Source organism: Luteibacter aegosomaticola, assembly GCF_023078475.1.
Classification (GTDB): domain Bacteria; phylum Pseudomonadota; class Gammaproteobacteria; order Xanthomonadales; family Rhodanobacteraceae; genus Luteibacter; species Luteibacter aegosomaticola.
On record NZ_CP095741.1, the window covers coordinates 395,113 to 417,288 of the forward strand.

The following is a 22,176-nucleotide window of genomic DNA, read 5'->3' on the forward strand; positions in this document are numbered from 1 at the left end:
TTGAATCGCAAAAAAAGAGAACGAATTAAGAAAAAGCGCGCCAGGTGACTGATTACTCTGCTTGCTTATTTTTTCCTTAGCGAGCAGGTGTGCGAATGCCGCCGTTTGCCACATGAAAGTTAATTCATGATCCGCAAGGACGCGCTAAAGGGCTTGCTAAGGCAGGTGCCCCACGCTGCGGGAAAGCCGTTCCCGGAATCGTTTCATGTCTCCTGCGTCACCTGCGCGTACGCCGCGCTCCCGTCGTCTCCGCTGGTGCCTGTGGATGGTGCCCATCGTTCTCGCGGGCGTCGTATTCGTCCTGATGGGGCCGCGTGGCGGCTCGGTCGCGAAGCCGGCCGCGCCGGCCACCGTGGTTACCAGTGTTGCTGCAACGCGGCGCGACGTGCCGCAGTGGATTTCCAGCGTCGGCACCGTGACGCCGCTGAACGAAGTGGCGGTGAAGGCACGTGTGGATGGCCAGCTCGATCGCGTGGCGTTCGAGGAAGGGCAGATGGTGAAGGCGGGCGATCTGCTTGCGGAGATCGACCCCCGGCCCTACCGCGCTGCGCTCGTCCAGGCGGAGTCAGCGGCGCGACGCGATGATGCGCAACGCCACAACGCGGAACTCGACCTCGCGCGTTACCAGAAGCTCTCGACATTGCAGGTGGTGCCGCGCCAGCAGCTCGATGCGCAGAAGGCGCAGGCTGAAGGTTTACTGGCGACGGTAGCGGCCGATCGTGGTGCCGTCGATGCGTCGCGCCTCAATCTCTCGTTTACCCGGATCACGGCGCCGATCGCGGGCCGTCTCGGCCAGCGCCTGGTCGATCAGGGCGCACAGGTGCATGCCTCCGATGCGGCGGGCCTCGTCACGGTCACGCAGATCGAACCGATCACCGTGGCGTTCCCCATTTCACAAGACCAGCTCCAGGCCGTGGTGGCCGCGCAGCGGCGCGCGCCGCTCCAGGTGCAGGCCACCGCGCGTGACGGTACGGCGGCGCTTGGCTCGGGCGTACTGACCTTCATCGATAGCCAGGTGTCGGCAACGACGGGGCAGGTGTTGCTCAAGGCGCAGTTCGACAACCACGACCACGCGCTCTGGCCCGGCGCCTTCGTCGCTGCACGCATGCTGCTCGCCACGCAGTCGCAGGTCGTGACTGTGCCCGCACAAGCCGTGCAGCGCGACCAGGTCGGTGACTTCGTCTATGTCATCGATGCATCGCACGTGGCACAGCAGCGCCGCGTCACTACCGGCCTTTCCGCCGATGGCGTCACGGTGGTCACCCATGGCCTCAATGAAGGTGAGCGCGTGGTCGTGGAAGGGCAGGGTGATATCCAGCCCGGCACGCACGTGGCCGAGGCGACACCGAAGCCGGCAGCGGGAGCATCGGGCGCATGATGATTTCCACGCCCTTCATCCGGCGGCGCATCGGTACGTTACTGCTCGCCGTGGGCTGCCTGCTCATCGGCGCCGTGGCCTACCGCCTGCTGCCGGTGGCACCGCTGCCGCAGGTCGATTTCCCGACGATTGAAGTCAGCGCGGATCTCCCCGGCGCCAGCGCCGAGACGATGGCGTCTTCCGTTGCCACGCCATTGGAGCGCTCGCTGTCGGATGTACCGGGCGTCACCGAGATGACCTCGTCAAGCTCGCTCGGCCGCACCCAGCTGGTGCTGCAGTTCGACCTCGGCAAGAACATCGATGCGGCTGCGCAGGATGTACAGACCGCGATCAATGCGGCGGGTGGTCTTCTCCCCAAGGACCTGCCCAACCCGCCCACGTACCACAAGGTGAACCCCGCCGACTTCACCATCATGTCCATCGCGCTCACGTCGCCGACGCTCACGCTGACCGAGCTGGACAAGGCGATGGAAGAGCGTCTGGCGACCCAGGTCTCGCAGATGAAGGGCGTGGGCCTGGTCGACTACCACGGCCAGCAGCGTCCCGCGGTGCGCATTCGTGCCGACCCCGACAAGCTCGTTGCGCTTGGGCTGAGCCTGGACGACCTGCGTACCGTCGTGGCCACCCAGACCGTGGACGCCCCCAAGGGCTCACTCGACGGCCCGCACCAGACCATCACGCTCAAGTCGACGGACCAGCTGCTCGACCCAGCGGCGTATCGGGACCTGGTGATCGCGTGGCGCAACGGCGCGCCGATCCGCGTTAGCGATGTGGGTACCGTCGTTGAGGCTTCCGAAGATGTGCGCAGCGCGGCGTGGCTTCAGGGCGAGCGCGCGATCATCATGGATATCCACAAGCAGCCTGGCTACAACGTCGTCGATACCATCGCGGCGATCAATGCCAGGTTGCCAGCGCTGGCAGCTGCGTTGCCGCCCTCGGTTCATGTACGCGTCGTCGGCGATCGCACCCAGACCATCGGTGCCTCCGTGGCCGACGTGCAGTACACCCTGCTTGCCACCATCGTGCTGGTCGTCGCCGTGATTGCGATGTTCCTGCGCAACGTGTGGGCTACGGTGATCCCCGCCGCGACGATCCCGCTGTCGCTCGTGACCAGCTTCGCCATCATGTACGTGCTGGGCTACAGCCTCGACAACCTCTCGCTGATGGGCCTGACGATCGCGGTAGGCTTCGTGGTGGACGATGCCATCGTCGTCATCGAGAACATCGTGCGACATATGGAGCTGGGCAGGAAGCCGCTCATGGCGGCGGTAGAGGGAACGCGCGAGGTGGCATTCACCATCGTCTCGATGACCGTGTCGCTGATCGCTGTCTTCATCCCTATCCTGTTCATGGGCGGTATCGTGGGGCGCCTGTTCCGCGAATTCGCGGTGACGATCAGCGCGACGATCCTGATTTCGGGTGTGATGTCGCTGACGGTCACGCCGATGTTGTGCGCATGGTTGGTCCGGCCGGATCACGAGAAGCCGCACGGGAAGGTCTATCTCGCGCTGGAACGGTCCTTCAATGCCGTGAACGACCTGTACGCGCGCACGCTTGGCTGGGCGCTCGGCCATCGCCGCGTCGTGTTGATGTCGCTGGTGGGGACCGTGGCTCTCACCGTAGGACTGTTCGTACAGATTCCGAAGGGCTTCTTCCCGCAGGTGGATGCGGGCCTCATCGTGGGTACGGCGCAGGCTTCGTCAAGTGTCTCCTACGAGGCCATGTCACAGCGCATCCAGCAGGTAGGCGCCATCGTGCGGCGGAATCCGAACGTGGATAACGTGTACTTCTGGATCGGTCCCAACCCAACGCTTAGCCAGGGCCGCATGATGATCAACCTGAAGCCGCTGTCTGAGCGTAACGACAGCGCGCCGGTGGTGCTCGATCAGTTGAAAGAAGCGACGGCCAGCGTGCAGGGCATCAAGCTGAAGATGCAGGTGCGCCAGGATATTCAGATCGGAGGACGGTCCAGCGCGGCCCAGTACCAGTACACCTTGCAGTCCACCGACGTCGCCGCGTTGGCCAAGGTTTCGACCGACCTCATGGCCGAGTTCCGCCGCATGCCGCAGCTGCGCGACCTGGATTCCGACCAGCAGCCCGCCTCGAAGACGGCTACGGTCGATATCCATCGGGATACCGCCTCACGCCTCGGTGTGAGTGTGCAGGCGATCGACGACGTGCTCTACGATGCGTTCGGCCAGCGTCAGATCGCCACGATGTTCACGCAGAACAACCAGTACCACGTGGTGATGGAAGTGCCGCCAAACTTCCAGCTCGATACGGCGGCGCTGTCTCACCTCTACGTCCGCGCTTCCAGTGGCGACCTGGTGCCTTTGAACGTGGTGGCCAGCGTCGTCGATGGTGTCGCACCGATCACGGTGAACCATCAGGGGCTGTTCCCCTCTATCACGCTCTCGTTCAACCTGAGTGCGGGGGTATCGCTCAGCGATGCGGTCACCGCGATCCACGCGGCGACCCAGCGCATCGGCATGCCGCCGTCGGTCACCGGTGCGTTCGCTGGCACGGCGCAGGCCTTCCAGGATTCCCTGGCCAGCCAGCCGTGGCTCATCCTTGCCGCCGTCGTGGTGATCTACATCGTGCTTGGCGTGCTTTATGAGAGCGCGATTCATCCACTCACCATCATTTCCACGTTGCCGTCTGCGGGCCTCGGGGCGCTGCTCGCGCTGGAGGCGTTCGGCCAGGATCTGTCCGTGATGGGGCTGGTCGGCATCCTCCTGCTCATCGGCATCGTGAAGAAGAACGCGATCATGATGATCGACTTCGCCATCGAACGTGAGCGGCATGGCGCGACACCGCTGGACGCGATTCGCGAAGCCTGCGAGCTACGCTTCCGCCCGATCCTCATGACCACGATGGCGGCCTTGCTCGGTGCCGTACCGCTTGCGCTTGGCCATGGTGCCGGCGCGGAGTTGCGCGTGCCGCTCGGCATCGCGATCTGTGGTGGCCTGGTGGTGTCGCAGCTGCTTACGCTGTACACCACCCCCGTGGTGTATCTGGCCTTCGACCGGTTCGCGAAGCGCGAGCCGGGCGTGCTTGAGCTGGCAGAGGTCTCGTCGACGCGGTGACGTAGCGACGAAGGGGAATCATGCGGTGGCCTCGCGCAGCGCGGCGGGGCGCCGCAGCATCACCGCGACGAGCAAGGCGGCGGCGAACGTGATGGCGGCCAGTAGCCAAAGCAACTGGTGAAGCGCCGTGCCGTGTGCGAATTGCAGCGTCGCTGCGGGCACGATGGCCGCGGCGGCCGGAAGATTCCCTGCGGAGACCATCGAGGCCACGTGCATCGCCTCGTCCGGTGTGCCGGGCAGGTAGCGTGCTGTGAACGCACTCAGCAACGAAGTGACCAGTGCGAGCGCGATACCTTCGCCAGCCACGCGCGTGGTGCCGAAGATACCCGCGGCCATCCCTGCGCGTTCGACCGGGACGACGCTCACGGAGAGGTCATCCATGAGTCCCCACGGCAAGCCAGTACCGATGCCGATGAAGAGCATAGGCGCTACCAACGAGGTAGCCGGGCCATCGATCACCTTGGCAAGCCACGCCAGGCCTGCAGCGGCGACGAGCAGCCCACCAGCGCACAGCGTGCCGCTCTCCCAGTGTCGCGCGAGATAACCAGCGATCACGGGCACCACCATCATCGGTGCGGTCAGCGCCAGCATCAGCAGCGCCGCGTGCGCTTCGGGCATGCCTTGCGTGCCGACGAGATGCAACGGCATCAACACAAGCAGGACCACGTAGCCGTAGCAGGTGGCGAGCGGCAGCACCTGCACGCCGACAAAGCGGCCATAGCGGAAGAGGGAAAGATCCAGCAACGGCGCTTCCGCGCGGTGTTCCGTCTTCACGAACAGGGCGAAGGCGGCGATCGAGGCCACTAGTGAAGTGAGCGTCGGTACGGCCATCCACCCAGCTTGCCCGGCCTGCATCAAGCCCATGGTGAGCAAGGCGATCGCAGCGGTAAACGTCGCGGAGCCCGCCCAATCCATGCGGCCATGCCGCGGCCCGTGGGTTTCAGGTAGCGCACGCAGCGCGAACCACCAGGCCGCCGTACCCAGCAACACGCCGGAGGCGAAGACCGCACGCCAGCCGAGCCAGGCGATCAGGTTGCCTGCCAGCAACGGGCCCAGCGCCAGGCCGATGCCGAACGTCGTCCCCAGCAAACTGAAAGCACGTGTCCGCGCATGCCCCTCGAAGAGCTGGGCCAGAGAGGCGGAACCACCGGCAAGCGCGGCAGCCGCCGCCGCACCCTGTGCAGCCCGCAGGACATCGAGCAGTACGACGCTGGGCGCAAGGCTCACGCCCAGCGAAGCCAGCGCGAAGCCGCCGGCGCCGCCCAGGAACAAGCGACGCCGGCCATGCCGATCCGCGAGCGCACCGGCAGTCAGAAGCAGGCCGCCGAAGGCGAGCATGAAGGCATTCGTCACCCAGTTCAGGGCCGAGGCGCTGCCACCCAGCGTGCGGGCGATGGCGGGCACGGCGAGGGCGCCGGCAGAGAAGCTGAGGGGAAGGGCGAGGGCGGCGAGGCACACGGCGAGCAGGGCGCGCGCGGCTGCGCCACGCGGCGCTGGGGCTGCGTGAATAGGCATCGGAGAGGTCCGTCGAAGGGATAATTCAGGCTATCCCGGCCGCAGTGATGGAAAAACCGGGCATTCCTCCGTAGATTGAGGAGAAGAATTCCTCAATGAGCCGGCATGGACCACGTCTCCGCCATCACCGTCTTCGTCCGCGCCGCCGAGGCACGCAGTTTCGTTGCCGCGGGCAATAGCCTGGGCATCTCCGCATCGGCCGTGGGCAAGCGCATCGCCGCGCTGGAGCAGAAGCTGGGCGTGCGCCTGCTTCATCGCACGACGCGCCGGGTCTCGGTCACCGACGAGGGGCGGCTGTTCCTCGAGCGCTGTCGACGGATCCTGGATGAGCTGCAGGATGCCGAAGACATGCTCTCGCGCACGCAGGAGGCGCCACGCGGCACGTTGCGCGTCGGCCTGCCGATCATCGGCTATCGATTCCTGCTGCCGGTGCTACCGCTGTTCCGCGAGCGCTACCCGGATATCGAGCTGGACCTGGACTTCAACGACCGCATCGTGGATATCGTCGATAGCGGTCTGGATGTGGTGATCCGCAGCGGCATCCTTTCGGATTCCAGCCTTGTTTCGCGTCTGCTCGGGCCGTTTCGATTCACCCTGTGTGCTTCGCCCGCGTATCTCGCACGACACGGCGAACCGCTCGACCCGGACGCGCTGCGACACCATCACGCCCTGCGCTTTCGCTTTCCGACGACCAGCAAGCTGCAGCCGTGGCGGCTGCTCGGTATCGAGGGTGACGCAGGCGCGGAAGTGCCGACGGCACTCACCTGCAACAACATGGAAGCGCTGCGTGCGGCAACGCTGGGTGGCATGGGCATCGCCTACATGCCGGATTTCCTCACCCACGAGAGCCTTGAGAAAGGCGAGCTCGTACCACTGCTCGAAGCCTGGCTCAGCCAGCCGAGCCAGTTCTCGGTGCTCTGGCCCTCGAGCCGGCAGCTGTCACCGAAGGTGCGGGTGTTCGTGGATTTCCTGTGCGAGCACTTGTTCCAGTGACGCAGGACAGAGGGCTGCGGCTCGCCGGACGGCGCGCCGCAGCCGGGAACCATCAATCGCGGAAATAACCCGTCGACTTGGTATCCACTTCCACCTTGATCAGCTTAAGCGAAGTTGAGCCCATGCCGCCGCCGGAGAAGGTCAGCTCGCCCTCGCCCTTGTAGCGGAACGCGGTGCGATAGTTGTCGCCACCGAAATGGAACGGGATGAAGGCCTTGCCGGTCTGGTAGGAGGTCTGGTCCGTCGGCGGGCCGATCAGGTCGATGACTTCCTTCTCGTACATGCCATCCTGCAGCTTGCTGAACTTGCTGCCCGGGGCCGGCGTACCAACGAACTCCACCTTGTCATCCGAGCTCTTGCCACCGGCGCCAGCGCCAGCGCTGAACGAAAGCGGGGCATAACCTGCGAGCAGGGCGAGCGCCGACATGGCGACGAGCGATTTGATTTTCATGAACGATGACCTCTCCATAAGTCTTGCTGCAATTCAGACGTGCGAACGCGGGAAAAGCGGCAGCTGGCGTCAGCACCGTATCTGCACTGGAAGACTTCCCCCTGTTACGGCATGCGAACCAGGCCCGGAGGGCGGCCGCATCCCGGACACGATGGTAAGAGGAACGCGCCGGAAAAGGCAAAAATGCGGGAAATTGCGCCTGGCCCAGGGGGCATGGGGGTCGGAAATGAGACCTGTGCCGCACTTGGGCTAAAGTCGCCCCACGGTCACTCCAGGAGCTGCCATGTCGAAGGTGCGCATCGCCGGGTTCAACGTTTCGATGGACGGCTACGCCGCCGGCCCGAACCAGAGCCTCGAAAATCCGTTGGGAGAGAACGGCCCGAGCATCTTCCAGTGGTTCTTCCCGACCCGTATGTTCCACGAAATGATCGGCAAGGACGATGGCGAGACGGGGCCGGATAACAACTTCGCCTATCGCTCGATGGACGGCTTCGGCGCCTTCATCCTTGGCCGCAACATGTTCGGGCCCATCCGCGGCGAATGGCCGGATGACACATGGAAAGGCTGGTGGGGCGATAACCCGCCTTACCACGCACCCACCTTTATCCTCACCCACCACCCGCGTGAGTCCATCACGATGGAAGGCGGTACGGTCTTCCATTTCGTGACCGGCGGCATCGAGGAAGCGTTGCAGCGTGCGCGCGAAGCTGCGGGCAACAAGGACATCAAGATTGGCGGCGGTGTCTCCACGGCCAGGCAGTACATCGAAGCCGGCCACGTGGACGAAATGCACCTGGCGATCGCGCCCGTTGTCATGGGGCAGGGCGAGGCGCTATTCGCTGGCCTCGACCTGCGTGCGATGGGCTACAAGACGATCGAACACGTACCGACAGCGCGCGCCACACACGTGGTGCTGGCGCGCGACTGACGGCGCCCGATATCAATCCAGAGTTTCGAGCAACGTATCCAGCTGTTCGAACTGCTCGGGCAGGCCCTCGGCGGAGCCAGCGATAGCTTCGTCGCGCGCCGCGGTCGTCGGATAGAGCTCGTGCAGCGTGATCTGCGTCTTGCCGCCGTGCTCCTCGAACGTCACGGTGGTGAGAGCGCCGTCGGGGCTTTCTTCATTCGACCAGGCGATGCGCTTGTTCGGTGTCACTTCTTTGTACGTGCCAAAGAAGGCCATCGGTTGCTCGAAATCCGGGTGGCGGAACACGAGACGATACGTACCCCCGGTACGGATATCCATCTCGCACGACTCGAGCGACATGCCTACCGACTTCGGTACCCACCAGCTCGCGAACAAGTCGGGCGTGCTCCAGGCTTTGAATACGATATGCACCGGGGCATCGAACGTCCGCGTCACGACCAGCTCGCGGTCGGATCGGGCTTCCACCACGGTGCGGGATTTGGCGGCGGTGCTACCTTCGTTGCTTGCGCTCATCGACCTTCTCCTCGCGTTTCAGGTGCTCGACGAGCTGGTCCAGCGCGTCGAAGCGGGCACTCCAAAGCTTGCGGTGCTGTTCGATCCAGGCCGCTTCTTCTTCCAGGAGGCGCGCCCCGAGCTTGCAGGTACGGGTGCGCCCGACTTTTTCCGTAACGACTAGCCCCGCCTGTTCCAGGACGCTCACGTGCTTCTTCATGCCCGTGAGGGACATATGGAACCGCTGGGCCAGATCGGTAATCGAGGCGTGGGATTCCCCTAGCTGTTCCAGGACGCCACGTCGGGTGACATCGGAGAGCGCGGCGAACGTGGCATCGAGGCGAGCTTGATACTGAACCATATGGTTCACTGTATGCCGTCTGGCAGAGCCTTGCAAGGGGGAGTTCAGTGCTGCGAAAGGCCGTGATGCGACCGGTATTCTGAAATCCATTTCACCGATTGCTCGACCCCGCCGAACGGGAAGAAATGCAGGCGCACGTCGCCGTGCCCGGCGGTAAGGCCGGCGGCCAGCCGATCGACAAAGTGTTCCGGCCCGGCCGTGCCGAGCAGCTTGCCCAGTGAAATGCCGTACTTGGACCACATGGACGCGCAGGCACCCACGCCGCACATGGCGGCATATCGCGCCAGCACCGCGATGCCGGCCGGACCTGGCACCCCGAGTCGCACCGGGTAGTTGATGCCACGCTCGCGCAGCGTCGCCAGCCAGGCCAGGGCGATATCCGCGTCGAACGTGAACTGGGTGACGATCAAGGGCGCCATGCCGCGACGGGCGATGCTCTGGCACTTCTGTTCGAGTACCTCCCAGCGATGGTCCACATCCATCACGGGATGGTCGTCAGGGTGGCCGCCTACGCCCAGGACCTTGATGCCTGCGCGTTCGTACAAGCCCGACTCAATCAGCGAGGCGCTATCCGGGAAGGGTCCTTTGGGCGTTGCCGGGTCGCCTGCAATGACGAAGCAGTGCTCGACGCCTGCTTCGGTCACGGCGCGGTGGATAAACGACTCAAGCTCGGCCTGCGAGGTGATGCGGCGCGCGGCAAGGTGAGGCATGGGCGTGAAACCCAGCGCGCGCACGGCCCGGGCGGCAGCCAGCCGCGCCTCGTCATCTTCGTTCGGCAGGTACGGAATCGAAATGATCGAACCCGGGGCGATGCGTGACGCCGCCTTGGCCAGCGCAGGTATCGCCTTGGCGCTGACCTCCAGCGAATAGCCGTCCATCAGATGATTCATATTCATGGATCGGTGAAATATAACCATTTTATTTCATGGATTCCCGTCGCTAGGATCGAAGATCACTACCGTTCGAACACCTGGAACGACTGGAAACATGACACGTCCTTTCCGCGTGGTCGCCGTCTCTGGCGGCCTGCAACGTCCCTCGCGGGCCGCCACGCTCGCTGCGCATCTCTCGGATCTTATCGCCGAAGAAGTGCCGTGCGACCAACACCTGGTCGAACTGGGCCTCCTTGCCCCGGACCTGGCAGGCGCGATCTGGCGCAACCAGCTTCCCGAGACCGTGGAGCGGGAACTCGCCGCCGTCGAACACGCCGACATCCTGGTGGTGGCCACGCCTGTCTATCGCGGCTCATACACGGGCCTGTTCAAGCACTTCTTCGATTTCGTGGATCAGGACGCGCTGGTCGATAAGCCCGTCTTGCTCGCCGCGACCGGGGGCAGCGAGCGCCACGCGCTGATGATCGATCACCAGTTGAGGCCGCTCTTCAGCTTCTTCCAGGCGCGCACCTTGCCCTTGGGCGTTTACGCGACCGAGACGGACTACCTCGATCACCGGTTGCAAAACGAAGCATTGATCCAACGAGCAAAGCTGGCTATCGAGCGCGCATTGCCGCTGCTTCATTTGACTCGCGGTACCGCACGTAACGCCGCTGCTGGCATAGCAGCCGCCTGACTTGATTGAACAACCTACAGCGCCAGGCCACCATGAACACAGAGTTTGCCTTCAACATCAAAAGCACGTGTTTCGACGAGCACTACCACCCGTCGGATGCCACGCGTGCGACGACCAACTTTGCCAATCTCGCCCGTGGGGAAAGCCGCGAGGAGAACCTGCGCAATACGTTGCGGATGATCGACAACCGCTTCAATAGCCTTGCCCATTGGGATAACCCGACTCAGGACCGTTATTCGGTGGCGCTCGAGATCATCTCCGTGGAGATGACCATCGACCCAGAGGACCAGCACGGTGCGTTTCCCCTGATCGAAATCCTGAAAACCGCCGTCATCGACAGGAAGACCGGCCAGCGCATTGAAGGCATGGTGGGGAACAACTTCTCATCGTACGTGCGCGACTACGACTTCAGCGTGCTGTTGCCCGAGTACAACCAGGATCGGGCCACGTTCGCCACCCCCGACGACTTCGGTGACCTGCACGGCAAGCTGTTCAAGCATTTCCTGAACTCCCGTGCGTACAAGGAAAGCTTCCAGAAGCCGCCGGTGATCTGCATCAGCGCCTCGAGCAGCAAGACCTATCACCGGACGGGCTTGCAGCATCCGATCCTGGGTGCGGAATACGTGCAGAACGAACTCTCATCGACCGACCAGTATTTCGACAAGATGGGCCTGCATGTGCGTTTCTTCATGCCACCCAACGGTGTTGCGCCGCTAGCCTTCTACTTCGTCGGTGACCTGCTTGGCGATTACACCAACCTCGAGCTGATCAGCCTCATCAGCACGATGGAAACGTTCCAGAAGATTTATCGCCCGGAAATCTACAACGCGAATTCCGCGGCGGGGCCTTCGTATCAGCCGAGCCTGAAGCACCAGGACTATTCCCTGACCAAGATCGTCTACGACCGTGAGGAGCGTAGCCAGCTTGCCGTCAAGCAGGGCCGGTTTACGGAAGAGCATTTCATCAAGCCTTACAAGCACATCCTTGAGCAATGGGCTGCCGAGTGCGCTCTTTGATCCACGAAAACCCTAAAAAAAGACCTTTCATGAAAAAGCTACTCCCCACCTCTACCGCCGGCAGCCTGCCGAAGCCCTCCTGGCTCGCGCAGCCGGAGAAACTCTGGTCGCCCTGGAAGCTGCAAGACGAAGAGCTCATTGAAGGTAAGCGCGACGCGCTGCGCCTCTCCCTGCACGAGCAGCAACTGGCGGGCATCGATATCGTCAGCGACGGCGAGCAGACCCGCCAGCACTTCGTGACCACGTTCATCGAGCATCTGAGCGGCGTGGATTTCGAAAAGCGCGAGACCGTTCGGATTCGTGATCGCTACGATGCGAGCGTGCCGACCGTCGTAGGCGCGGTGAGCCGCCCGAAGCCGGTCTTCGTGGACGACGCCCGGTTCCTCCGCCAGCAGACCCGGCAGCCGATCAAGTGGGCGTTGCCTGGCCCCATGACCATGATCGATACGCTCTACGACAGCCACTACAAGAGTCGCGAAAAGCTGGCCTGGGAGTTCGCAAAGATCCTCAATCAGGAGGCTCGTGAGCTCGAGGCTGCGGGTGTCGACATCATCCAGTTCGACGAACCGGCGTTCAATGTCTTCTTCGATGAAGTGAACGATTGGGGCGTCGCCGCCCTCGAGCGCGCCATCGAAGGGCTCAAGTGCGAAACCGCCGTGCACATCTGCTACGGCTACGGGATCAAGGCGAATACGGACTGGAAGAAGACGCTCGGTTCCGAGTGGCGCCAATACGAAGAGTCATTCCCCAAGCTGCAGCAGTCGAGCATCGACATCATTTCACTGGAATGCCAGAACTCGCACGTGCCGATCGATCTGATTGAACTGGTGCGCGGGAAGAAGGTGATGGTAGGTGCGATCGACGTGGCCAGCGATACGATCGAAACGCCGGAAGAGGTGGCCGCCACGCTGCGCGAGGCCCTGCGCTTTGTGGATGCTGACAAGCTTTATCCATCCACCAACTGTGGCATGGCCCCTCTCGCTCGCCAGGTGGCCCGGGGCAAGCTCAATGCCCTGAGTGCCGGTGCCGAGATCGTCCGCAAGGAACTGTCGGCCTGATCGCCCGAGCGGCTGCACGGCGTTTTTCCGCAGTGCAGCTTGCCGCCTCGTGGGTATCCCGGCCAGACTCGGCGAATCACAGGTGTCCTGCCACTGGTTCAGTGGGCAGGGTGAAACGGGAAGCCGGTTCGGGTGCAAACACCCCAAGCCGGCGCTGCCCCCGCAACGGTAGGCGAGAAAACCCGGCGGTTGGCCACTGCGCACATGCGCGGGAAGGCGCCGGGGTAGGGCTGGCGCCCTGCTCGTGAGCCCGGAGACCGGCCTGTGCCGGCGCGAAAGCGCTGTTCCCGGGTGTTGCGGAGGGCAACCAGGCGAGCTGATCCAGGCCGCGGTTGCCCGTTGTCCGGTGTCGTCTTGTCTCCTCCGCCCGCTCATTCGCGGGTGTGCGATTTGGAGACACGACCATGACCAGGCTTGAGCAAGTAAATCCCACCGTCGAGACGGTGAAACTGTTGATCAACGGCACCTTCGTGGAATCCTCCACGACCGAGTGGCGCCCCATCACCAATCCCGCCACGCAAGCCGTCCTCGCGCGGGTGCCGTTCGCGACCATGGCCGAGGTCGATGCGGCCGTCGCGGCGGCCGCCGAGGCCTTCAAGACCTGGCGCAAAACGCCCATCGGTACGCGCGCACGCATCTTCCTGAAGTACCAGCAGCTGATCCGTGAGCACATGGGTGAGCTCGCCGCGCTACTTACCGCTGAACAGGGCAAGACGTTGCCCGATGCCGAGGGTGATGTGTTCCGTGGTCTCGAGGTTGTCGAGCACGCCGCGGCCATCGGCAATCTCCAGCTCGGCGAGCTGGCCAACAATGTCGCCAACGGTGTCGATACCTACACGCTGCTCCAGCCGCTGGGCGTGTGCGCGGGTATTACTCCCTTCAATTTCCCGGCCATGATCCCGCTGTGGATGTTCCCCATGGCGATCGCGACGGGCAACACCTTCGTGCTCAAGCCGTCGGAGCAGGACCCGATGGTTACGATGCGGCTGGTGGAGCTGGCGCTGGAAGCGGGCATCCCCAAGGGCGTGCTCAACGTCGTGCACGGTGGCGAGGACGTGGTCAACGCGCTGTGCGATCACCCGACCATCAAAGCGATTTCGTTCGTGGGCTCGACCCGCGTGGGCACGCACGTCTACCAGCGCGCCACGCTCGCCGGCAAGCGAGCCCAGTGCATGATGGGTGCGAAGAACCACGCCGTGGTGCTGCCCGACGCTAACAAAGAACAGACCCTCAATGCGCTGGCCGGCGCCGCGTTCGGCGCGGCGGGCCAGCGTTGCATGGCGGCATCGACTGCCGTGTTGGTCGGTGATGCCCAGGCATGGATTCCCGAGCTGGTCGCCAAGGCGCGCGGCCTCAAGGTCAACGCCGGTACGGAGGCAGGCACCGACGTGGGCCCGCTGATCTCCTGCGCCGCGCGGGATCGTGTCGAGGCACTCATCGCCGCAGGTATCGAAGAAGGCGCCACGCTGGAGCTCGATGGTCGTAAGCCTTCCATTCCTGGATTCGAAGAGGGCAATTTCGTCGGGCCGACGATTTTCACCGGCGTGAAGCCCGGCATGCGCATCTACGACGAAGAGATCTTCGGCCCCGTGCTCGTCGTGCTGACCGCCGGATCCCTTGATGAGGCCATCGAGCTGGTCAACGCCAACCCGAACGGCAACGGCACCGCGGTGTTCACCCAGAGCGGTGCGGCTGCACGCCGGTTCCAGGAAGAGATCGATGTCGGCCAGGTCGGTATCAACGTGCCGATCCCCGTGCCCGTTCCGCTCTTCTCCTTCACCGGCTCGCGTGCGTCGAAGCTGGGCGACCTGGGCCCGTATGGCAAGCAGGTGATCCAGTTCTATACCCAGACCAAGACGGTGACGCAGCGCTGGTTCGACGACGACACTGTGAACGCCGGCGTCAACACCACGATCCATCTGCGCTGATGGCCGCCGCGATGGATATGCATGCCGCCCTCGGCCAGGCGGGGCTTAGTGACGACCAGGCGGCCTATCGGGAGGCCGCGCGGGAGTTCGCGCTGGCCGAACTTGGCCCTCACGCCGCGCACTGGGATGCCGAAAGCGAGTTCCCGCGCGAGGCGATCGGCAAGGCCGGCGAGCTGGGTTTCTGTGGCCTCTATGTGCCGGAGGCCGCCGGTGGTTCGGGGCTGGCGCGCCTGGATGCGGCCATTGTGTTCGAAGAGCTGGCGGCGGTGGATCCGTCGACGGCCGCGTTCATCAGCATCCACAACATGGCCACGTGGATGCTGGCGGCGCACGCTTCCGGTGTCATTCGTGAGCGCTGGGCACCGTTGCTTGCCAGCGGCACCCGCCTGGCGTCGTACTGCCTCACCGAGCCGGGTGCCGGTTCCGATGCCGGTTCGCTGCGCACGCGTGCCGTGCGCGACGGGGACCACTACGTCCTGCATGGCAGCAAGGCCTTTATCTCCGGTGCCGGCGCGACCGACATGCTGGTGGTCATGGCGCGCACCGGTGGCGATGGCCCCAGGGGTATCACCGCGTTTGCGGTGCCGGCTGACACGCCGGGTATCAGCTATGGCCGCAACGAAGAAAAGATGGGCTGGCATAGCCAGCCCACGCGCAGCGTGACGTTCGACGGCGCGCGCATTCCCGTTGACCATCGTCTGGGTGTAGAAGGCGAGGGCTTCCGCATCGCCATGAAGGGCCTTGATGGCGGCCGGCTCAATATCGCCGCCTGTTCACTGGGCGCGGCGCAGGGCGCGCTCGACGCCGCGCGCCGTTACATGGGCGAGCGCCGCCAGTTCGGCAAGAAGCTGGCCGATTTCCAGGCGCTGCAATTCAAGCTCGCCGACATGGCCACGGAACTGGTCGCCGCGCGCCAGATGGTGCACACCGCCGCGCGCAAGCTCGATGCGGGTAGCCATGACGCCACCGTGTGGTGCGCCATGGCCAAACGCTTCGCCACCGATGCGGGTTTCAGCATCTGCAACGACGCCCTCCAGATCCATGGCGGCTACGGCTACGTCCGCGAATACCCGGTCGAGCGCTTGCTGCGCGATTGCCGCGTGCACCAGATCCTGGAAGGCACGAACGAAATCATGCGCGTGATCGTGGCGCGCCACCTGCTCAACACTGACGAGGAATTGCGATGAGTGACGCTGATACGCGCTGGCCGGGTCTGCATCTTGCCCACGAAGGGCATACCGCCATCATCACGCTCACCAACCCACCCGCGCATACGTGGACGCGCGAAAGCCTGACGGGCTTGCGTGACCTCGTCCGCACGCTGGACGCCGACCGGTCGGTGTACGCGCTGGTCATCACCGGCGACGGCGAGAAGTTCTTCTCGGCGGGCGCCGACCTGAAACAGTTCGCCGACGGCGACAAGGCCGTGGCCCGCGAGGCCGCACGGCGGTTCGGCGAAGCGTTTGAAGCGCTCTCGGCGTTCCGCGGCGTGAGCATCGCCGCCATCAACGGCTATGCGATGGGTGGCGGCCTGGAGTGCGCGTTGGCCTGTGACCTGCGCATCGCGGAAGCGCACGCACAAATGGCGTTACCCGAGGCGAGCGTCGGCCTGCTGCCCTGCGCCGGGGGCACCCAGAACCTCGCGCGCCTGGTGGGCGAAGGCTGGGCCAAACGCATGATCCTGCTTGGCGAGCGCGTGGATGCCGCGACCGCCGAACGCATCGGCCTGGTCGAGGCCACCGCGCCGAAGGGCGAGGGCAGGGCGCTGGCACTGGCGTGGGCGGAAAAGGCGGCGAAGCAAAGCCCTGTCAGCCTCGCCGCGTGCAAGCGGCTGGTCCAGGCCACGCGGGCACAGCCGTTGTCGACCGCGTTGGTCGCCGAGCGCGAAGCATTCGTTGACCTGTTCGATACGGCGGACCAGCGTGAGGGCGTGCAGGCCTTCCTCGACAAGCGTGCTCCCGAATGGACCAACGCATGAACGCTCCCGCTAGCGACGTGCCGAACGAGGCGCCCGTACTTTTTGAAGAGCGCGCCGCGGGGGCGCACCGGATCGGCATCGCCACGCTCAACGCGACGCGCACGCTCAACGGCCTGTCGCTCGAGATGGCCCGCTTGCTCGACGAGCAGCTGGTGACGTGGGCTTCTGATCCGGCGATCGCATTGGTTGTGCTCCAGGGGGCTGGCGAGAAGGCTTTCTGCGCGGGTGGCGATTTGCACAGCCTGCATAAAGCCATGCAGGCGTATCGCGAAGCGGGCCACACCGATATCCGCGAGAACGCCTACGTCAGCGAATTCTTCGCCGTCGAGTACCGCCTCGACTACCGCATCCACACGTATGCCAAGCCCATCGTGTGCTGGGGGCACGGCGTCGTGATGGGTGGTGGCATGGGCCTGATGGCGGGGGCGAGCCATCGCGTCGTGACCGAGCGCTCGAAGCTGGCGTTCCCCGAGATCACCGTCGGCTTGTATCCGGACGTCGGTGGTAGCTGGCTGCTGCATCGCGTACCGCTGCATGCAGGCCTCTTTCTCGCACTGACGGGCGCGCCACTCACGGCGGGTGATGCTATCTACGCGAACATGGCCGACCTCCATATCGCGAGCGATCAGCGCGATGCCGTGCTGGCCGCGCTAACGGACTCCGCATGGAGCGCCGATCCTGCGCGAAACGCTTCCGTTGTGACCGATGTGTTGACGCGCTTCGCCACGCCCGCTGCACCGGGACCGCTTCAGGCCCATCAGGCAAGCATCGCCACGGTCGCGAGCCAGCCCGCGTTCGACGATGTGGTCGCAGGCATCCTCGCCATGGATAACGATGATCCGTGGCTAGTCACCGCCCGGGAGACGCTTCGCGCGGGTGCGCCGGGATCGGCACGCCTGGCGTTCGAATTGCAGCGCTGCGCGGCTGACATGTCGCTGGCCGACGTGTTCCGCCAGGAATACATCGTCTCGCTGCATTGCGCGGCCCACGGTGACTTCATGGAAGGCATCCGTGCGTTGCTCATCGACAAGGACCGGCAGCCGCATTGGCAGCCGGCCACGTTGGCAGATGCCTCCGCCACGTGGGCAGACGCCTTCTTCCAGTCGCCCTGGCCGCCCGCGCAGCACCCGCTCGCCGGCTTGGGCGTTCCCCCCGTTTCAGGAGTAATCCCCGCATGACACGCATCGCATTCATCGGTCTGGGCAACATGGGCGGCCCCATGGCGGCGAACCTGCTGAAGGCGGGGCACGCGCTGCGCGTCTTCGACCTGGTGCCGGGGGCTGTCGCCGCCGCCGTAGCGCAGGGTGGCGTGGCCGCCACCAGCGCTCGCGATGCGCTGGAGGGTGCCGACGTCGTCATCTCGATGCTACCCGCCAGCCGCCATGTCGAAGCGCTGTATCTGGGCGAGCAAGGCATCCTCGACGCCATCCCCGCCAACGCGCTGGTGATCGACTGCAGCACGATCGCGCCCGCCGTAGCGAAGAAGGTGAGCGAGGCCGTCACCGCGCGCGGCATGGCTATGCTGGATGCGCCGGTCTCGGGCGGTACCGCCGGAGCCGCCGCAGGTACGCTGACCTTCATCGTCGGCGGCGCGGAGGAGGCGCTGGAACGTGCACGTCCGCTGCTGGGCGCGATGGGCCGGAATATCTTCCACGTGGGCGGTAGCGGCGCGGGGCAGGTGGCGAAGCTCTGCAACAACATGGCGCTGGGCGTCATCATGGCCGTCACCGGCGAGGCGCTGGCCCTGGGTGCCGCCCATGGCCTGGACCCCGCGGTGCTTTCGCAGATGATGGCCGTGAGCACCGGGCGCAGCTGGGCCACGGAAGTGTGCAACCCGTGGCCGGGGGTACTCGAAAACGCCCCGGCATCGCGCGGTTATACCGGCGGCTTCGGCAACGACCTCATGCTCAAGGATCTTGGCCTCGCCGCCGAGGCCGCGATGGGCGTGGGCGCGGCCATCCCGCTGGGCGAACTGGCACGCAATCTCTACGCGCTGAACAGCAAGGCGGGGCGCGGTGGGCTCGATTTCTCCAGCGTCATCAAGCTGGCTGCACCGGGCGAGTGACCACGCCGGTTGCCCTTGGCACCAGCCTCGCTTTCACCTGAAGTAAAGTGGCCTTTCTTCGCTCATTTATCGATTTGGATCATGCTGGAACGCGGACACCTAACCATTCTTCGAGCCGTCGAGCAGCAGGGGTCTTTGACGAAGGCGGCTGAGTTCCTGTGCCTGACCCAGTCCGCACTGAGCCACACCATGCGCAAGCTGGAGCGGGAGTTGGGCACGGAACTATGGCTGCGCCAGGGCCGTTCGATGCGCCTGACGCAGGCGGGCGAGTACTTGCTCGCCGCCGCAAACCGTCTGCTTCCGCAGTTTGAACTGGCGGAAACGCGCCTGCGCCAGTTCGCCCAGGGAGAGCGCGGGACGCTCCGTATCGGCATGGAGTGCCACCCCTGCTACCAGTGGTTGCTGAAGATCGTGTCGCCGTACCTCAAGGCCTGGCCAGAGGTCGACGTCGACGTGAAGCAGAAATTCCAGTTCGGCGGCATCGGCGCGTTGTTCGGGCATGAAATCGATCTGCTCGTGACGCCCGACCCGTTGTACAAAACCGGGCTTCACTACGAGCCGGTGTTCGATTACGAACAGGTGCTGGTGGTTAGTCAGGGGCATCCGCTTGCGGGCGAGCCCTGGCTCCGGCCCGAGCAACTCTCCAACGAAGTGCTGATCACCTACCCGGTGACGCTGGATCGGCTGGACGTCTACAGCCAGTTCCTGCAGCCGGCGGGCATCAGCCCGCGGAAGCAAAAGGCCATCGAGACCACCGACATCATGATGCAGATGGTCGCCAGTGGCCGTGGCGTCGCGGCCCTGCCGCGCTGGCTTGCCGAGGAATACGCAGCAAAGATGCCTCTGGTGGCGCTACGCCTGGGTAAGGAAGGCATCGCCAAGCAGATCCACCTCGGCGTTCGCGAGACCGAACTGGGCACGGACTATGTCACCGCGTTCTTCGAACTGGCCCGGGCCCATGGAGAGGCTAGTGTTGCGGCCCCCTCATGAATCCTCACGCCTAACGAGTAGCGTGGCGCGAGCGCGAAGCCGCAAAGGCTCAACTCCGGCTCGCTTGCATCTATGGTCACTTGCCTAACGCGGGGTCCTCGCAGCTTCCCGGTAGATCCGCGCCCGGATAGGGCTTGAGTGCCTTATCGCCCTTATGAACGGGATACTGGTGGCACCATTCAGCGTCTACTTCGATGATTCGTCCTGTTTTCCGACTGACGGCGATGAATCCGAGGACATCCGATTCGCCTGCCGACGCGTTCTTTCGTAGTAGCTGATAAACGTAAAAATTTGGCTCGCCCGCATCCTTGGGAACCTCTTCGTAGGCGCCCCCTCTGTAGTAACCCTGCGACACGACCCTATCCATGATCGTGCGTGCCTCTGTCGGTGTGATCCCGGCGGAACGGCTTGTCCGTGGTGAGCAGCTACTTTCGGATGCCGATGCGGTCATTCCTGGAAGCGCTAAGAATGCGAGCGCAGCGCATAGATTTATGCACCTCATTTCAATCTCCCCCTCTCGATGTCTCGCTCGACACGCTGGCGGCATGGGTCGAGGGAAACGGTCGGTCGCTGCTACCTGCGGATGATGCCGGAGAGATCGCCGGCACGCGATTCATGCTTCCCATGGGTCACTGGGCTCTCGTTTTTTGGGCGCCGCGCCGAACGGGCGGCCTACATGGATGGCGATGCCGGAAATGAGTTAGCGACATCCTGATCGAATCGCCACATCTGAGACGCCGATTCGACGCGTGCTAGCGAGACATCATGATGTCATGATGTTATAATCAGCCCATGGATTCCCATCTCAGCAGCCTCCCGCTGTACGCACAGGTCGAGGCGTCGATAGCGGCAGACATCGCATCGGGCGCCTTGCCGGTTGAAGGGCAGCTCCCCCCGGAAGATCGACTGATCGCGAAATACGGTGTCAGCCGCACCACTCTCCGGAAAGCCATTGAGAACTTGGTTGCGCGGCGCCTGGTCGAGATACGGCGGGGTAGCGGCACCTTCGTCACCCGTCCCCAGCTTCGGCAAGAGCTGACCGAGCTGACGGGGTTTGCCGAAGACATGATCGCATTGGGCAAGAGCCCCAGCTCCAAACTGCTGGACAAGAAGGTGGTCGAAGCAGACGAGGTCGTCGCCGAGCGCCTGCGGCTTCTCAAAGGCACGTCCGTTTATCGCATCACCAGGCTGCGTGTTGCGGACGGTATCGCCATGTCGTTCGACGAGACGTACCTGCCGCTTGATATCGGTGGCAAGGTGGTCGAGAACGATCTGGACGCGGAGCCGATCTTCGCGCTGCTTGAGGGGAAATACGACGTGCCCCTGCTCCGTGCCGATTATGAGTTGGAGGCGACGGTGGCCAGCGAGCCCATCGCCTCGGCACTCGGCATTGCCCCTGGATCGCCCGTGTTCCTTATTGACCGAACGACGTACAGCGACGCGGACCGTCCCGTGGATTACGAGCGCCTCTACTACCGCGGCGACCTGATTCGGTTTGCGACCCGGCTACAGCGTCGAAAGCCTGCGTGAGCAGTCCCGTGTTTTTGATGCTTCTCGCCGCATTCGGGGCGAGCGCGCTAGGTGGCGTACTCGGCATGGCAAGCGGAATCTTCATCGTGCCTGCGCTGACATTGTTTTTTGGTGTCGATATGCATGACGCCGTGGGCATCAGCCTTGTGTCGGTCATTGCGTGTTCGTGTGCGACCGCCGCGCCCTTCATCAAACGCGAATGGACGAACGTGCGCCTTGCCGTCGTGCTCGAGACCGCGACAACGACCGGCGCCTTGTGCGGCGTGCTTCTGACCGGTTGGTTGCCCGTGCGGTTGCTGCAACTGCTCTTTGTCGGTGTGCTTGGCATTTCGGCTCGGCAGATGATGGTTAAGCGCAATGATCCCGTTCCTGAGGCCGCGTCCGATCGCTTAACCCTGGCAACCCGGCTGCGCTTGCACGATGTTTACGCGGAGGCCGGAACGGATCGACCCGTGGCCTACCGGGTGGGTAACGTACCCGTGGCACTGGTGCTCATGTACGTCGCCGGCGTGTTATCCGCATTACTCGGGATCGGCTCGGGCGTCCTCAAGATTCCCGCGATGGACATGGCGTTGCGCATGCCCATCAAGGCGTCGTCGGCGACATCCAACTTCATGATCGGTGTGACCGCCGCCACCGGCGCCTGCGCCTACATCGCTCGCGGGGATCTCAATGTCACGCTCGCTGCGCCCATCGCGCTCGGCTCCGTTCTGGGTGCCCTGGTCGGAGCGAAACTGCTCTCGGCGCTTCCCGCCGACAAGCTACGCCTGGGCTTCGTGGGTGTGCTGGTGGCCATGATGGCGATGATGGCGATCAGCGCCATTCGAGGATAGCGTTC

At 64.2% G+C, this 22,176-nt stretch carries 21 protein-coding genes and 1 riboswitch; of the genes, 15 read left to right on the forward strand and 6 right to left on the reverse strand.

All coding sequences use genetic code 11. The features are described from left to right. The first annotated feature begins 205 nt into the window (after nt 1–205). Both L2Y96_RS01800 and L2Y96_RS01805 read left to right on the forward strand, forming a co-directional pair. Complete coding sequence (locus tag L2Y96_RS01800) at nt 206–1,378, forward strand: efflux RND transporter periplasmic adaptor subunit (RefSeq protein WP_247331448.1); 1,173 nt, start codon at nt 206–208, stop codon at nt 1,376–1,378. After that, the gene (locus tag L2Y96_RS01805) at nt 1,375–4,464 is read left to right on the forward strand and encodes an efflux RND transporter permease subunit (RefSeq protein ID WP_247331450.1); all 3,090 of its coding nucleotides are present in this window, start codon (nt 1,375–1,377) and stop codon (nt 4,462–4,464) included. Before L2Y96_RS01800 ends, L2Y96_RS01805 begins: the two co-directional genes overlap by 4 nt. A gap of 18 nt (nt 4,465–4,482) precedes the next feature. On the opposite strand, the gene L2Y96_RS01810 is transcribed toward L2Y96_RS01805, so the two are convergent. Continuing rightward, on the reverse strand, nt 4,483–5,979 hold the full coding sequence (locus L2Y96_RS01810) for an MFS transporter (RefSeq protein ID WP_247331452.1): 1,497 nt from the start codon (nt 5,977–5,979) through the stop codon (nt 4,483–4,485). A 105-nt stretch (nt 5,980–6,084) separates the two neighbouring features. Here L2Y96_RS01810 and L2Y96_RS01815 point away from each other — a divergent pair, with 105 nt between their 5' ends. Continuing rightward, nucleotides 6,085–6,972 carry a LysR family transcriptional regulator gene (locus tag L2Y96_RS01815; RefSeq protein WP_247331454.1) on the forward strand — a complete coding sequence of 296 codons (888 nt, stop codon included), beginning with the start codon at nt 6,085–6,087 and terminating at the stop codon, nt 6,970–6,972. Between the two features lie 52 nt (nt 6,973–7,024). Here the strand turns inward: L2Y96_RS01815 and L2Y96_RS01820 are convergent, their stop codons facing one another. Further along, on the reverse strand, nt 7,025–7,423 hold the full coding sequence (locus L2Y96_RS01820) for a hypothetical protein (RefSeq protein WP_343218431.1): 399 nt from the start codon (nt 7,421–7,423) through the stop codon (nt 7,025–7,027). A gap of 283 nt (nt 7,424–7,706) precedes the next feature. On the opposite strand from L2Y96_RS01820, the gene L2Y96_RS01825 reads away from it, so the two are divergent. Further along, nucleotides 7,707–8,351 carry a dihydrofolate reductase family protein gene (locus tag L2Y96_RS01825; RefSeq protein WP_247331456.1) on the forward strand — a complete coding sequence of 215 codons (645 nt, stop codon included), beginning with the start codon at nt 7,707–7,709 and terminating at the stop codon, nt 8,349–8,351. Between the two features lie 12 nt (nt 8,352–8,363). Here L2Y96_RS01825 and L2Y96_RS01830 read toward each other — a convergent pair whose 3' ends face one another. Genes L2Y96_RS01830 through L2Y96_RS01840 form a run of 3 tightly spaced genes read right to left on the reverse strand, consistent with a single transcriptional unit; the run spans nt 8,364 to nt 10,100 of the window. Continuing rightward, the gene (locus L2Y96_RS01830) at nt 8,364–8,864 is read right to left on the reverse strand and encodes an SRPBCC family protein (protein WP_247331458.1); all 501 of its coding nucleotides are present in this window, start codon (nt 8,862–8,864) and stop codon (nt 8,364–8,366) included. After that, the gene (locus L2Y96_RS01835) at nt 8,842–9,204 is read right to left on the reverse strand and encodes an ArsR/SmtB family transcription factor (RefSeq protein WP_247331459.1); all 363 of its coding nucleotides are present in this window, start codon (nt 9,202–9,204) and stop codon (nt 8,842–8,844) included. The genes L2Y96_RS01830 and L2Y96_RS01835 overlap by 23 nt, the downstream gene beginning before the upstream one ends. A gap of 44 nt (nt 9,205–9,248) precedes the next feature. After that, entirely contained in the window at nt 9,249–10,100 is an 852-nt protein-coding gene (locus tag L2Y96_RS01840; protein ID WP_247331461.1) for a methylenetetrahydrofolate reductase, read from the reverse strand. Nucleotides 10,101–10,191: 91 nt separating this feature from the next. On the opposite strand from L2Y96_RS01840, the gene msuE reads away from it, so the two are divergent. From msuE to L2Y96_RS01885, 9 genes are all read left to right on the forward strand, one after another. Next, nucleotides 10,192–10,773, forward strand: a complete 582-nt coding sequence (gene msuE, locus L2Y96_RS01845; RefSeq protein WP_247331463.1) for an FMN reductase — start codon at nt 10,192–10,194, stop codon at nt 10,771–10,773. 32 nt (nt 10,774–10,805) lie between these two features. After that, entirely contained in the window at nt 10,806–11,789 is a 984-nt protein-coding gene (locus L2Y96_RS01850; RefSeq protein ID WP_247331465.1) for a DUF1852 domain-containing protein, read from the forward strand. Nucleotides 11,790–11,818: 29 nt separating this feature from the next. Beyond that, a complete protein-coding gene (locus L2Y96_RS01855; RefSeq protein ID WP_247331466.1) occupies nt 11,819–12,847 on the forward strand; it encodes a methionine synthase in 1,029 nt (342 codons plus the stop codon). A gap of 63 nt (nt 12,848–12,910) precedes the next feature. Continuing rightward, nucleotides 12,911–13,127: riboswitch (cobalamin riboswitch) on the forward strand. Nucleotides 13,128–13,251: 124 nt separating this feature from the next. Beyond that, complete coding sequence (locus tag L2Y96_RS01860) at nt 13,252–14,775, forward strand: CoA-acylating methylmalonate-semialdehyde dehydrogenase (protein ID WP_247331468.1); 1,524 nt, start codon at nt 13,252–13,254, stop codon at nt 14,773–14,775. A gap of 11 nt (nt 14,776–14,786) precedes the next feature. Next, the gene (locus L2Y96_RS01865; RefSeq protein ID WP_425492611.1) at nt 14,787–15,962 is read left to right on the forward strand and encodes an acyl-CoA dehydrogenase family protein; all 1,176 of its coding nucleotides are present in this window, start codon (nt 14,787–14,789) and stop codon (nt 15,960–15,962) included. Continuing rightward, on the forward strand, nt 15,959–16,753 hold the full coding sequence (locus L2Y96_RS01870) for an enoyl-CoA hydratase (RefSeq protein WP_247331471.1): 795 nt from the start codon (nt 15,959–15,961) through the stop codon (nt 16,751–16,753). The genes L2Y96_RS01865 and L2Y96_RS01870 overlap by 4 nt, the downstream gene beginning before the upstream one ends. Then, on the forward strand, nt 16,750–17,931 hold the full coding sequence (locus tag L2Y96_RS01875; RefSeq protein WP_247331473.1) for an enoyl-CoA hydratase/isomerase family protein: 1,182 nt from the start codon (nt 16,750–16,752) through the stop codon (nt 17,929–17,931). Before L2Y96_RS01870 ends, L2Y96_RS01875 begins: the two co-directional genes overlap by 4 nt. Beyond that, nucleotides 17,928–18,818, forward strand: coding sequence for a 3-hydroxyisobutyrate dehydrogenase (gene mmsB, locus L2Y96_RS01880; RefSeq protein WP_247331475.1), 891 nt, complete (start codon nt 17,928–17,930; stop codon nt 18,816–18,818). The genes L2Y96_RS01875 and mmsB overlap by 4 nt, the downstream gene beginning before the upstream one ends. Nucleotides 18,819–18,899: 81 nt before the next feature. After that, nucleotides 18,900–19,808 carry a LysR family transcriptional regulator gene (locus tag L2Y96_RS01885; RefSeq protein WP_247331476.1) on the forward strand — a complete coding sequence of 303 codons (909 nt, stop codon included), beginning with the start codon at nt 18,900–18,902 and terminating at the stop codon, nt 19,806–19,808. Between the two features lie 76 nt (nt 19,809–19,884). Here the strand turns inward: L2Y96_RS01885 and L2Y96_RS01890 are convergent, their stop codons facing one another. Then, entirely contained in the window at nt 19,885–20,163 is a 279-nt protein-coding gene (locus L2Y96_RS01890) for a hypothetical protein (protein WP_247331478.1), read from the reverse strand. A 437-nt stretch (nt 20,164–20,600) separates the two neighbouring features. On the opposite strand from L2Y96_RS01890, the gene L2Y96_RS01895 reads away from it, so the two are divergent. Together L2Y96_RS01895 and L2Y96_RS01900 are read left to right on the forward strand one after the other, a co-directional pair. Next, nucleotides 20,601–21,338 carry a GntR family transcriptional regulator gene (locus L2Y96_RS01895; RefSeq protein WP_247331480.1) on the forward strand — a complete coding sequence of 246 codons (738 nt, stop codon included), beginning with the start codon at nt 20,601–20,603 and terminating at the stop codon, nt 21,336–21,338. Further along, complete coding sequence (locus L2Y96_RS01900; RefSeq protein ID WP_247331482.1) at nt 21,335–22,171, forward strand: sulfite exporter TauE/SafE family protein; 837 nt, start codon at nt 21,335–21,337, stop codon at nt 22,169–22,171. The genes L2Y96_RS01895 and L2Y96_RS01900 overlap by 4 nt, the downstream gene beginning before the upstream one ends. The last annotated feature ends 5 nt before the right edge of the window (nt 22,172–22,176 follow it).

Coding starts and splice junctions, on each gene's coding strand:
- L2Y96_RS01865 (WP_425492611.1), top strand. CDS start 14,787: ATGGATATGCATGCCGCCCTCGGCCAGGCGGGGCTTAGTGACGACCAG.
- L2Y96_RS01855 (WP_247331466.1), top strand. CDS start 11,819: ATGAAAAAGCTACTCCCCACCTCTACCGCCGGCAGCCTGCCGAAGCCC.
- L2Y96_RS01850 (WP_247331465.1), top strand. CDS start 10,806: ATGAACACAGAGTTTGCCTTCAACATCAAAAGCACGTGTTTCGACGAG.
- L2Y96_RS01815 (WP_247331454.1), top strand. CDS start 6,085: ATGGACCACGTCTCCGCCATCACCGTCTTCGTCCGCGCCGCCGAGGCA.
- L2Y96_RS01800 (WP_247331448.1), top strand. CDS start 206: ATGTCTCCTGCGTCACCTGCGCGTACGCCGCGCTCCCGTCGTCTCCGC.
- L2Y96_RS01805 (WP_247331450.1), top strand. CDS start 1,375: ATGATGATTTCCACGCCCTTCATCCGGCGGCGCATCGGTACGTTACTG.
- msuE (WP_247331463.1), top strand. CDS start 10,192: ATGACACGTCCTTTCCGCGTGGTCGCCGTCTCTGGCGGCCTGCAACGT.
- L2Y96_RS01895 (WP_247331480.1), top strand. CDS start 20,601: ATGGATTCCCATCTCAGCAGCCTCCCGCTGTACGCACAGGTCGAGGCG.
- L2Y96_RS01840 (WP_247331461.1), bottom strand. CDS start 10,100: ATGAATATGAATCATCTGATGGACGGCTATTCGCTGGAGGTCAGCGCC.
- L2Y96_RS01885 (WP_247331476.1), top strand. CDS start 18,900: ATGCTGGAACGCGGACACCTAACCATTCTTCGAGCCGTCGAGCAGCAG.
- L2Y96_RS01830 (WP_247331458.1), bottom strand. CDS start 8,864: ATGAGCGCAAGCAACGAAGGTAGCACCGCCGCCAAATCCCGCACCGTG.
- L2Y96_RS01860 (WP_247331468.1), top strand. CDS start 13,252: ATGACCAGGCTTGAGCAAGTAAATCCCACCGTCGAGACGGTGAAACTG.
- L2Y96_RS01825 (WP_247331456.1), top strand. CDS start 7,707: ATGTCGAAGGTGCGCATCGCCGGGTTCAACGTTTCGATGGACGGCTAC.
- L2Y96_RS01875 (WP_247331473.1), top strand. CDS start 16,750: ATGAACGCTCCCGCTAGCGACGTGCCGAACGAGGCGCCCGTACTTTTT.
- L2Y96_RS01870 (WP_247331471.1), top strand. CDS start 15,959: ATGAGTGACGCTGATACGCGCTGGCCGGGTCTGCATCTTGCCCACGAA.
- L2Y96_RS01820 (WP_343218431.1), bottom strand. CDS start 7,423: ATGAAAATCAAATCGCTCGTCGCCATGTCGGCGCTCGCCCTGCTCGCA.
- L2Y96_RS01835 (WP_247331459.1), bottom strand. CDS start 9,204: ATGGTTCAGTATCAAGCTCGCCTCGATGCCACGTTCGCCGCGCTCTCC.
- mmsB (WP_247331475.1), top strand. CDS start 17,928: ATGACACGCATCGCATTCATCGGTCTGGGCAACATGGGCGGCCCCATG.
- L2Y96_RS01810 (WP_247331452.1), bottom strand. CDS start 5,979: ATGCCTATTCACGCAGCCCCAGCGCCGCGTGGCGCAGCCGCGCGCGCC.